At 69.7% G+C, this 10,522-nt stretch carries 7 protein-coding genes and 2 tRNA genes; 8 read left to right on the top strand and 1 reads right to left on the bottom strand.

All coding sequences use genetic code 11. From position 1 onward, the window contains the following. Positions 1-98: 98 nt before the first annotated feature. The 6 genes from ABZT17_RS43980 to ABZT17_RS43955 all read left to right on the top strand — a co-directional run bounded on the left by ABZT17_RS43980 (position 99) and on the right by ABZT17_RS43955 (position 7,293). Positions 99-170 (top strand) — tRNA-Val (locus tag ABZT17_RS43980). Positions 171-559: 389 nt separating this feature from the next. Beyond that, positions 560-1,849: a sugar ABC transporter substrate-binding protein gene (locus ABZT17_RS43975; RefSeq protein WP_356357801.1), complete on the top strand. Its 1,290-nt coding sequence runs from the start codon at positions 560-562 to the stop codon at positions 1,847-1,849. 37 nt (positions 1,850-1,886) lie between these two features. Beyond that, positions 1,887-2,852 (top strand): sugar ABC transporter permease, encoded by a 966-nt coding sequence (locus ABZT17_RS43970; protein WP_356357800.1) that lies wholly within the window; start codon positions 1,887-1,889, stop codon positions 2,850-2,852. Then, positions 2,849-3,721: a carbohydrate ABC transporter permease gene (locus tag ABZT17_RS43965; RefSeq protein WP_356357799.1), complete on the top strand. Its 873-nt coding sequence runs from the start codon at positions 2,849-2,851 to the stop codon at positions 3,719-3,721. Before ABZT17_RS43970 ends, ABZT17_RS43965 begins: the two co-directional genes overlap by 4 nt. A 10-nt stretch (positions 3,722-3,731) precedes the next feature. Then, positions 3,732-4,325, top strand: coding sequence for a hypothetical protein (locus ABZT17_RS43960; protein WP_356357798.1), 594 nt, complete (start codon positions 3,732-3,734; stop codon positions 4,323-4,325). A gap of 232 nt (positions 4,326-4,557) precedes the next feature. After that, positions 4,558-7,293, top strand: a complete 2,736-nt coding sequence (locus ABZT17_RS43955) for a Tat pathway signal sequence domain protein (protein WP_356357797.1) — start codon at positions 4,558-4,560, stop codon at positions 7,291-7,293. An 82-nt stretch (positions 7,294-7,375) separates the two neighbouring features. Here ABZT17_RS43955 and ABZT17_RS43950 read toward each other — a convergent pair whose 3' ends face one another. Continuing rightward, a complete protein-coding gene (locus tag ABZT17_RS43950; RefSeq protein ID WP_356357796.1) occupies positions 7,376-9,829 on the bottom strand; it encodes a hypothetical protein in 2,454 nt (817 codons plus the stop codon). Positions 9,830-9,931: 102 nt separating this feature from the next. On the opposite strand from ABZT17_RS43950, the gene ABZT17_RS43945 reads away from it, so the two are divergent. Together ABZT17_RS43945 and ABZT17_RS43940 are read left to right on the top strand one after the other, a co-directional pair. Beyond that, positions 9,932-10,378: an SRPBCC family protein gene (locus ABZT17_RS43945; RefSeq protein ID WP_356357795.1), complete on the top strand. Its 447-nt coding sequence runs from the start codon at positions 9,932-9,934 to the stop codon at positions 10,376-10,378. A 39-nt stretch (positions 10,379-10,417) separates the two neighbouring features. Beyond that, positions 10,418-10,489 (top strand) — tRNA-Val (locus ABZT17_RS43940). The last annotated feature ends 33 nt before the right edge of the window (positions 10,490-10,522 follow it).

Here is a 10,522-nt window from a genome sequence, read left to right as displayed (position 1 = left end):
GCCCGAGAAGGACTCGAAGCGCAGCCGGTCGCCGTTGCCCGTCACCACCGGGTCCAGGGAGGCGCGCAGCCGGCGCTGGTGATGTTCTTCGTGTGCCCGGGCGATTAGCTCAGTGGGAGAGCGCTTCGTTCACACCGAAGAGGTCACTGGTTCGAACCCAGTATCGCCCACCCGGGATCAACGGCCCATCTGCGTCAGCGCAGGTGGGCCGTTGTCGTGCGCGGGGGCTGGCGCGGGTTCCGCGCCACCTCACCGTCAGTCGTCAAGGTCCGCCGGACGGCCCGTCAGGTGCCCGCACCCTGGGCGACTTTCGGCCGTAACCCGATCCCGCCCAAGCGGCCGCCCGTCGTTCGACCCGCCGACCTCGCGCGTCTCACCTGCGATAGCGCCGCGCCCGCGACGGCGTCCCGCCTCCGCTTGTCATCGATCCGGCCAAGAGTGCCCCAAGAAATTCCTGTCCGAATCATTGACGCACCCCGAGGCCCTCCGTAACTTGTGCCAGCAAGCGCTTACTTGAAACGATTCATGCAGGCGGCAACGACGCCGGGAGGGCCCGACTGTGGGAACCAGCAGGAATGTTGAGAGGCGTACGATCCTCAAGGCGGCGGGGGCCGGGGTGGCCACACTGGGTCTCGCCACGACAACGGGGTGCGGGGGCGACAGCGGCACCTCCGCCGACGGAACGGTGACGATCCGTTACTCGTGGTGGGGGGCCGACGAGCGGGCCAAGAAGATCAACCAGACCATCAAGCTCTTCGAGAAGAAGTATCCGAAGATCAAGGTGAAGACGGACTTCCAGGACTACGTGTCTTTCTGGGAGAAGTTCCAGACGCAGGCCTCGGGCGGAAATCCCCCGGACGTTTTCCAAAACGCCGTCACATTCCTTAGGAAGTACGACAAGAGAAGCGTTCTCCTCGATCTCAAGTCGCAGATCGACGCCGGAAACCTGAGCCTCGACGACTTCCGGGCCGGTGTCACCAAGGTCGGCGAGGTCGACGGCAAGCAACTCGGCGTCCCCGTGGGCTCCAACACCATGGCGCTGGTCATCGACAAGAAGGTGTTCCGGAAGGCCGGCGTCGAACCCGAGACCGGCTGGACCTGGGACGAGTACTTCAAGGCCCTCAAGACCATCCACGACAAGACCAAGGTGCCGGGGGACACGGGCTACTTCAGCATCATGTACCTGTACGACCTCTACCTGCGGCAGAACGGAAAGGCGTTCTACACCAAGGACGGACTCGGTTTCGACAAGGCCGATCTGACGGAGTGGTGGCAGGACGGCTACAGCCGCACGAAGGCCGGCATCATCACCGACCCGAAGGTCGTGGCCCAGGACCGGCCCAAGTCCTCGCTCTCCGCGGGCCACGGCGCCTCGGAATTCACCTGGGACAACTTCACCGTCCGCTACACGGCGGAGGGCAGCAGCGAGTACGGCCTCGCCCCGATCCCCACCATGGACGGCAAGCACACCGGCCAGTACCTCGCCTCCCTGATGCTCAGCGCCTCCTCGCGCACCCCGCACCCCAAGGAGGTCGCCCAGTTCATCGACTTCATGGTCCACGACCCCGAGGTCGGCAAGATCATGGGCTACGACCGCGGCATCCTCGCCTCCACCCAGCAGTACGACGCCTTCAAGCCGACGGACCCCGTCAACAAGGAGATCGCCCAGTACGAGGCCGACACCGCCAAGGCGGGCGTCCTCGGCACGATCACCCCGCACCCCTCCGGGGCCGACACCATCGAGGCCTCCTTCCTGCGCATCGGCGGCGACCTGGGCCTCGGCAAGGTCAAGGTCTCCGACGCGGTGAAGCAGTTCTTCGACGAGTCGCAGGCCGCCTTCCAGGCCTGACCGGACCGCACCGGAACCGGAACCGAGGGAAAGCACCGTGACGCTCGTCAAGGACTCACCGCCCGCCACCCGGAAGGCCCGCCCCGCAGCCCCCGCCGCCGTCAAGCGGCGGGGCCGCCGGGAGAACCTCGCCGGCTACCTCTTCATGTCCCCGTGGATCGCGGGCTTCCTGCTGCTGACCGCAGGCCCGATGATCGCCTCGCTCTACTTCGCGTTCACCGACTACAACCTCTTCAACACCCCGAAGTGGGTGGGTCTCGACAACTTCACCAAGATGTTCGACGACCCCCGGTGGCAGAAGTCGGTCGAGGTGACGGCCAAGTACGTCGTCATCGGCACCCCGCTGAAGCTGCTGCTGGCGCTCGGCGTCGCCCTGCTCCTCGCCCAGAGCCGCCGCGGCCAGGCCTTCTACCGGGCCGCGTTCTACGCCCCCTCGCTCATCGGCGCGAGCGTCTCCGTGGCCTTCGTCTGGCGGTCGATCTTCTCCGACAACGCCATCGTGGACCGCGCGCTGTCCGCCGTGGGCGTCCACGCGGGAGGCTGGGTCGGCAACCCCGACTGGATCCTCTACTGCCTGGTCGCGCTCACCGTCTGGCAGTTCGGCGCACCCATGGTCATCTTCCTGGCCGGCCTCAAGCAGGTCCCGAGGGAGCTCTACGAGGCCGCCGAGATGGACGGCGCCGGACCCTTCCGCCGGTTCTGGAACATCACCCTGCCGATGATTTCCCCCGTCCTCTTCTTCAACATCCTGTTGGAGACCATCCACTCGTTCCAGATCTTCGGCTCGGCCTACGTGGTCTCCAACACCTACTGCGGCCCGGCCGACGCCACCCTCGTCTACACCTGCTACCTCTACCAGCAGGGCTTCAAGAACGCCCAGATGGGCTTCGCCTCCGCCATGGCCTGGATGCTGCTGCTCGCCGTCGCCCTGGTTACCGCGGTCCTCTTCTGGTCGCAGAAGAAGTGGGTGCACTACGAGAACGACACGGAGGGCGCCCGATGAGCGCGACCACCACCAAACCCCTGTCCCTCGGCCGAAAGCGGACGGGTTCCCTCGCCTGGCACCTCGGTGCCCTGCTGATCCTCGCCGTCATCCTCTACCCGGTGCTCTGGGTCGTCGGCGCCTCGTTCAAGCCCGGCAAGGACATCATCAACAGCCTCCAGCTGTTCCCGGCCCACCCGATCCTGCAGAACTTCAAGGGCCTCGCCGACGGCATAGCCGACATCTCCATCTGGACCTTCTTCCAGAACTCCCTGTTCTACGCGGGCGGCGCGGTCGTGGGCATCCTCGTCTCCTGCTCCCTGACGGCCTACGCCTTCGCCAAGATCCGGTTCACCGGCCGCAACCTGCTCTTCTCCCTCATGATCGGCACGCTTCTGCTGCCGTACCACGTACTGCTCATCCCGCAGTACGTGATGTTCCAGAAGCTGCAGCTGATCAACACCTACGTGCCGCTGCTGCTCGGCAAGTACCTGGCCACGGAGGCCTTCTTCGTCTTCCTCATGGTCCAGTTCATGCGCAACCTGCCGAGGGAGCTGGACGAGGCCGCCCGTATCGACGGCTGCGGACACCTGCGCATCTACTGGTCGATCGTGCTGCCCCTGTGCCGCCCTGCGCTCATCACCAGCGCCATCTTCACCTTCATCAACGCCTGGAACGACTTCATGGGCCCGCTGATCTACCTCAACGAACCCGGCAAGTACACCGTCTCCCTCGGCATGATGATGTTCCGCGACTCCGACGGCGTCGCCGCCAACTACGGCGGTCTCATCGCGATGTCGCTGGTGGCGCTGCTGCCGGTGCTGCTGTTCTTCCTCGCCTTCCAGCGCTATCTGATCGACGGCATGGCGACGTCCGGACTGAAGGGCTGAGGCGGTCACCATGGCCCAGGCACGTGTGGTCAAACCCCGCGGGGAGTCCGCCCTCGCGGAACGGTTCGCGGTCTTCGCCGAGTGTCTGCTCACCGGTGTGTGGATCGCGGTCGCTTCGCTCGGCGTGGTGACCTACCCCGCGGCCTTCGCCGCCGGGGCACGCCATCTGCGCCGGCGCACGGCCCATCAGGGCGGCGGCTGGCGGGAGTTCGCGGACGACTTCCGTACGGCGGTCCGCCACGGCTGGGCCGTCGGGCTCGGTGGCTGGGTCGCGGCGGCGGTGATCTGGGTGGACGTCCAGGCCGTGCGCGCCGGGATTCCCGGCGGCCCGCTCGTCGGGGCCGTCGGACTGTTCGCGCTGATCGGCGCCACCGTGGCCGGACTGCGCGCGGCGGCCGTCTGGACGCCGGGGGAGAGGTGGCGGGGTCTGCTCGCCGAGGCGGGCCGCCGTACCGTCCTCGACCCCGCCGGATCCTTCCTCCTCATCGGCGGCCTGGCCCTGGTCGCCCTGTCCGCCTGGTTCGTCGCACCGCTGGCGGTCCCCGTCCTGGGAGCCGTCGCGGCGGCGGCCGTCGCCGTGGAGGAGCGGTATCGGCGGCGTTGACTTCTGGTGCTGTTGTGCCAGGTCGGGGTGGGGGGAAGGGCGGTGGTATGTGACATACCACTGAGCTGCCCAGTTTCAGTGCTATGTCACATAGCACTGGAACTACCAAGTCAGTGCTATGTCACATACCACCGTCCCCCTCGCCCAGCCCCCTGTCATGCCCCTGACCAACCCACCCAGCCGCAAGCAAGCACCCCTCGCCCCCCGCCCGCAAACGAAAGGCTGACCTCACATGTCACCCATCCCCCGCAGATCCCTCCTCAAGGCGGCCGCCGTAGCCGGAGCCGCCGCGCAGTTCAGTTGGGCGCTAGGAGCCCGGGACGCGCAGGCCGCGCCCGGAGCGGAGGCCGCCGATGCCGAACCGGTGACCCTGGACTGGCTGGAGGACGGCGGTCTGGGTGCGGCCCCGGGCTCGACAGTCGGAGTCCCCTGGCCGAAGGGCGTGTACGAGGCCGACCAGACCTTCGCGCTCACCGACGCCGACGGCAAGGCCGTCCCCGTGCAGTCCTGGCCGCTCGCCTACTGGCCGGACGGATCCCTCAAGTGGACGGCGCACGCCGTGAGTTCGGGATCCGGAAAGCTGACGCTGACCGCCGGTGAGGCGGCCGGCCCGGACAAGAGGGTCACCGTCGACAAGAGCGGCGGGACGGTCGACGTCTCCACCGGCGTCATCACCGTGAAGATCGGCAAGGACGGCTCCACCCTCGTCAAGTCGGTCAAGCGCGGCTCGACCGAGATCGCGAGGAACGGACGGCTCGTACTCATCCGTCAGCCCGAGATCGAGGACGAGGACCAGGGCGCGGTCAGGACCGAGCGTTTCGACGGGGCGATCGGCGAGGTGACGGTCGAACAGGAGGGACCGGTCCGGGCCGTCGTCCGGATCGACGGCAAGCACCGCAAGGGCGGCCGGAGTTGGCTGCCCTTCTCGATCCGGCTGTACTTCTACGCCGGTGCCGACTCCTTCCGCATGGTGCACACCATCACCTACGACGGCACACAGGAGCCCGGCAAGGCGAGCGGGGACTTCATTCGCGGGCTGGGAGTGCGCTTCAGCGTGCCGATGCGGGACGAGTCGTACGACCGGCATGTCCGCATCGGTGGCGAGGGCACCGGTCTGCTGCGGGAGGCCGTCAAGGGCATCACCGGACTGCGCCGTGACCCCGGGGCGGCCGTACAGGCGGCGCAGTACGCGGGGCAGAAGCTGCCCGACCCGTCCACCTGGGACCAGCGGGTCACCACCCGGCTGCAGTACATCCCGGAGTGGGGCGACTACACCCTCTCCCAGCTCTCCGCCGACGGGTTCACGGTCAGGAAGCGCACGAAGAAGGGATACGGCTGGATCGGCGCCGGCGGCGGCAAGCGGGCGTCCGGCTTCGGCTATGTCGGTGGCGCGAGCGGTGGACTCTCCTTCGGGCTGCGGGACTTCTGGGAGAAGTACCCGGCCCAGCTCGACATCCGCGACGCCCACACCGACGAGGCCGAGGTCACCCTCTGGCTCTGGTCGCCCGAGGCCCAGCCGATGGACCTGCGCTTCTACCACGACGGCATGGGCCAGGACACCTACGCCGAGCAGCTCGAAGGCCTCAACATCACGTACGAGGACTACGAGCCCGAGTTCGGCACCCCGTACGGCATCGCCCGTACCTCCGAACTCCTCTTCTGGGCCAACGAGTCGACGCCGGCGCCGGAGACACTGGCCCAACAGGTCGAAGCCGTACGGGTGTTGCCTCAGCTCGCCGCCCCGCCCAGGCAGCTCGTCAAGGCGAAGGTGTTCGGGCCGGGGCTGTACTCCGAGCCCGACCGGTCCACACCGGCCAAGGCGAAGATCGAGGACCACCTCGACTTCCTCTTCACCTACTACAAGGACCAGGTGGAGCAACGCCGTTGGTACGGCTTCTGGGACTACGGCGACATCATGCACACGTACGACACCGTGCGGCATGTGTGGCGCTACGACATCGGCGGCTACGCCTGGGACAACTCCGAGCTGTCGCCCGACCTCTGGCTCTGGTACGCGTATCTGCGTTCCGGCCGGTCGGACATCTTCCGGTTCGCGGAGGCGATGACCCGGCACACGGGTGAGGTCGACGTGTACCACCTCGGGAAATGGGCGGGCCTCGGCACACGCCACGGTGTGCAGCACTTCGCCGACAGCGCCAAGCAGCAGCGGATCGCCAACACCACGTACCGGCGCTTCTACTTCTTCCTCACTGGGGACGAACGGGTCGGCGACCTCATGCACGCCAACGTCGACTCCGACGAGACGTTCCTGGTCCTGGACCCGCTGCGGAAGGTGCGGACCGATCCGTACACGCCCGACCGGCACGCCCTGTCGATCGGGTTCGGTACGGACTGGAGCGGGCTGGTCTCGGCCTGGCTGACCGAGTGGGAGCGCAAGGGGCCCAAGTGGGAGAAGGCCAGGGCGCGGGTGCTGTCGACCATGGAGGGCATCGCCGCCCAGCCCAACGGGTTCGTCCAGGGCAGTGGTCTGTACGACCTCGACACCGGGAAGTTCGCGGTCGCCACGGCGCCGGTGGTGTCGGTGTCCCATCTGTCCGCGGTCTTCGGCCTCAACGAGCTGTGCGCGGAACTCATCCATCTCGTCGACATGCCGAAGTTCAGCGAGGCGTACTTCGACTACTGCCGGTACTTCAACGCCACCAAGGCCGAACAGAAGGCCCGTTACGGGTCCGACTTCGGAACTCTGCTGCTTTTCCAGGGGCATTCGCGGCTCGACGCGTATGCGGCGGTGCAGACCGGGGACACGGGGCTGGCCAAGCGGGCCTGGGCGAAGTTCTACGGCTCGGACGGGTACACGGAGTCCTCACCGTGGAAGACGCAGGCGGTGAGCGGGCCCGCGGCGCTGGTGGCGGGGAGCGAGGCGACCTGGGTGTCCACGAACGACACGGCGTTGTACGGGCTCGCCGCCATTGAGAATCTGGCGCTGTTGGGGGACAAGATGCCGTAGTGCCGTGAGGGGGCGGTTGGTCGGGGGCTGCGGGCCGGTGGGGGCCGGTCGCGCAGCTCCCCTTGCCCCTGGAGGGGCGCTGTCAGCGCATGTCGGTCAGGATGTCCCGTACTCGGCGGACGTCTCTGATGCGGCGTTCGTAGGTGGCTCCCAGTGTCAGCAACAGCAGTCCCGCGAGTGCCGGAGGTGCCCAGCGGGGGAGGGCGCCCGTCAACTGGACCAGGTACGGGGCCAGTTCGTGCAGGGTGTTCAGCGTCAGGGTGGTGGCGCCGAGGATCAGGGGGGCTTGGAGGCGGTGGCGGGCGCCCAGCAGGGTGAGGAGCAGGGCCGCCGTGCCGAGTAGGACCGGGCGGGTCCAGTGGGGGTCGTGCCAGGCCGCGACGAGGCTGGGCAGGAGGGTGGCGGCCAGACCGGGGGCGTAGGCCGTCCATGACGAGGTCCGCGGGTCGCGGCGGCGACGGAGGGCACCGATCACCAGGGCGGGGACGGTGACCGGAAGGGTGTACGCCTCCACGGTGCCGATGTCCCAGGACGCGAGGCGTACCCAGCCGGCCAGGACGAAGAGGGCGGTCGCCGCGTAGCCGGCGTGGTGGCGGTCGGGGCGCAGGGCCGTTGCGGCGGCGATCACCGCGCACAGGGAGAGGACGAGGGCCAGCATCGGTGCGTCCGCGGCGGCGAGGCCTGCGGCGAGGAGCGCGGCGGCGACGCCGGTCGCCTCGATCGGCACTCCGGTCCGAGGGGCTGTGACGCGGGCGGCCGACAGGGACGCCACCGCGGGGACGACGAGGACGAGCAGGGCCGTCTGCTCGGGCCGCCAGTCCAGCGCCGCGCCCGTCGCGCAGGCCAGCGCCGCGGCGGAGAGAAGGGCGGTGGGGGCCGTGACCGGCGTCAGGCTCGGGCGCAGGGAAGCGGCGGTCGCGAACAGGACGGTGAGGGCCGACGGAACCGTGAGGGTGGCCGGTTCGGAGGCCAGGGAGAGGAAGGCCAGGGGGAGCGCGGTGGCGAGCGCGAGGACGAGCGCGGTGCCCGAGGGGCGGTGGACGGCAGTCGCGAGGCCGGCGGTGAGGGTGGTGCCCAGGACCAACAGTGCTGCCAGGTACGGCAGTTGGAAGGCGGCCGGGACCGTGATGACCGTCGCCCAGACGAGGGCCGCCGCGGTGGTCAGCGCCCTCGGGCGCCACGCCGTGTCGCGCACCAGGAGCACCAGTACGGCGGCCACGACCACGGGGGCCAGCAGGAGCGGGGTCGGGTACGGCGGCCAGGGCGTGTGCACGGTCACCGCGGCGCGGGCCCCAGCGGGCGCTCCCGACCAGGGGTCCCGCGCCCAGCCCAGCGGTCCCAGCAGCGCCACGGCGACCAGCGGCAGCGCACAGACGACGGCGATCGCCTGCACGACGGCGGACGCCTGCTGGAAGCCGCGCCGGACGGCGGCGGGAAGGAGGGCTGCCCGCACCACCGCCGGAAGCGCGAGACCGCAGGCCAGATAGGCGGGGACGGTCCAGTCGGCGGGCACCGCGGCACGGAGTGTGCCGCCTGCCGCCAGGACCAGGAGGAGGGCCCCGGCGAGGGCGTGGGCCGTCGCTGTCCCCTTCTCCGCCGGGGCGGGGCCGCCGAAGGTGCCGGGCTCGTTGCCGGAGGTCCCGGGCTCGCCGCCGCCGCTCGCCGGCGTCGTCGCGAGCCGCCGGGCCGCCCCCACCGTGAGGGCCGCAGCGAGGAGGAGGAGCGCCGCCGCACGGGCGGCGGCGCTCGGGCCGGCTGCGTTCCAGGAGAGCCAGCCGGCCGTCAGTGCGCCCATGCCGCCCATGCCGTACGCGCCGAGGGCGGCGATGACGCGTACGGACCCGGCGGGCACCCGGATCGCCGGGACGAGGCGGAGCGCCACCACCGTGTCGAACCCGGCCGTCGCCAGCAGCCCGGCGGCGCTGCCGTACGGGCCGGAAGAGGCCGCCGACGCCCACAGGGGCAGGGGGAGTTGGGCGATGAGGAGGGCTGCCGGCAGGGGGAGGCGGAGAGCGGAGGTGCCCGGCAGCAGACCGTAGGCGGCCCAGAGTCCTGCCAGGACCGCGGTGGCCGCCGCCGCGTACGCCGTGCCGTCCGCGCCCGCGAGCGCCACCTCGTGCAGGGCGTACGTGTCCAGTGCCGTCAGCGCCAGTCCCAGGCCGGCCACCGACTCGGCCGTCGAGCGCAGTCCGCGTCGCAGCAGGGCCACGGGCGCGGTGAGGACGGCCAGGGTGAGGGCGCCCAGCACCGCGCTGCGTCCGACGATGCCCAGGTGTCCCCAGCTGACCAGGGTGAACACCATCGCCGCGATGGTCAGCAGCACACCGCCGAGGAGGAGCAGCACGTTCTGCACCCGGGGCGCGTCCGTCTCGGGGCGGGGCCGCGCGACGGGCCGTACCGGTGTGTGCGGCGCGGCGTGGAGGGTCGTGACCAGCCAGGCGCGGCGGTGGAGCAACTGAACGCGGTAGGCGTCCAGTCGTCCCAGCTCGGCGTCGAGGAGCCGCAACTCCTCGGCCGGGGGCGGAACATGCGTCATGGATCGGAGTGTGGTCCGCGTCACGTCGTACGACATGAGTGCGGGTACTCAGACCGTACTCAGATCCACGAGGAACGCGCCGCGTACGGGCAGACTCTTCCCATGGACTGGACGCACTACCGCTTCCGCAGTCTCTGGAGCCTGTCCGCGCCGCCCGCGACCGTGTTCGAGGCGCTGGCGGGGGCCGAGGACTACCCCCGCTGGTGGCCCCAGGTGCGCGAGGTGACCCCGCTCGACGACACCAGCGGCGTCGTCCGCGTCCGGTCCGTGCTGCCGTACGACATCAGGTTCACCGCCCGCCAGACGCGCCACGACCCCGCGGCGGGGGTTCTGGAGATCGCCATGACCGGTGACCTGGAGGGCTGGGCGCGCTGGACGATCACCGCGGACGGCACCGGCACCCTCGCCCGCTACGACCAGGCCGTCGAGGTGCGCAAGCCGCTGCTCAGGCGGTTCGCGGTGCCGGGGCGGCCGGTGTTCCGCCTCAATCACCTGCTGATGATGCGAGCCGGGCGGCGCGGGCTGGTCGCGCACCTGGAAGCGGTTTGAAGGAAACCCGCGAAGACCTGTATGGTTCAGTGCGTTCCCGGGCGATTAGCTCAGTGGGAGAGCGCTTCGTTCACACCGAAGAGGTCACTGGTTCGAACCCAGTATCGCCCACCGGGAGAGCCGGTCCGCACCACGCGGACCCGC

The sequence above is a fragment of the Streptomyces sp. NPDC005648 genome (assembly GCF_040605395.1).
Taxonomy (GTDB): domain Bacteria; phylum Actinomycetota; class Actinomycetes; order Streptomycetales; family Streptomycetaceae; genus Streptomyces.
This window is presented reverse-complemented; position numbering and strand designations above follow the sequence as displayed.

Coding starts and splice junctions, on each gene's coding strand:
- ABZT17_RS43965 (WP_356357799.1), top strand. CDS start 2,849: ATGAGCGCGACCACCACCAAACCCCTGTCCCTCGGCCGAAAGCGGACG.
- ABZT17_RS43960 (WP_356357798.1), top strand. CDS start 3,732: ATGGCCCAGGCACGTGTGGTCAAACCCCGCGGGGAGTCCGCCCTCGCG.
- ABZT17_RS43955 (WP_356357797.1), top strand. CDS start 4,558: ATGTCACCCATCCCCCGCAGATCCCTCCTCAAGGCGGCCGCCGTAGCC.
- ABZT17_RS43950 (WP_356357796.1), bottom strand. CDS start 9,829: ATGACGCATGTTCCGCCCCCGGCCGAGGAGTTGCGGCTCCTCGACGCC.
- ABZT17_RS43945 (WP_356357795.1), top strand. CDS start 9,932: ATGGACTGGACGCACTACCGCTTCCGCAGTCTCTGGAGCCTGTCCGCG.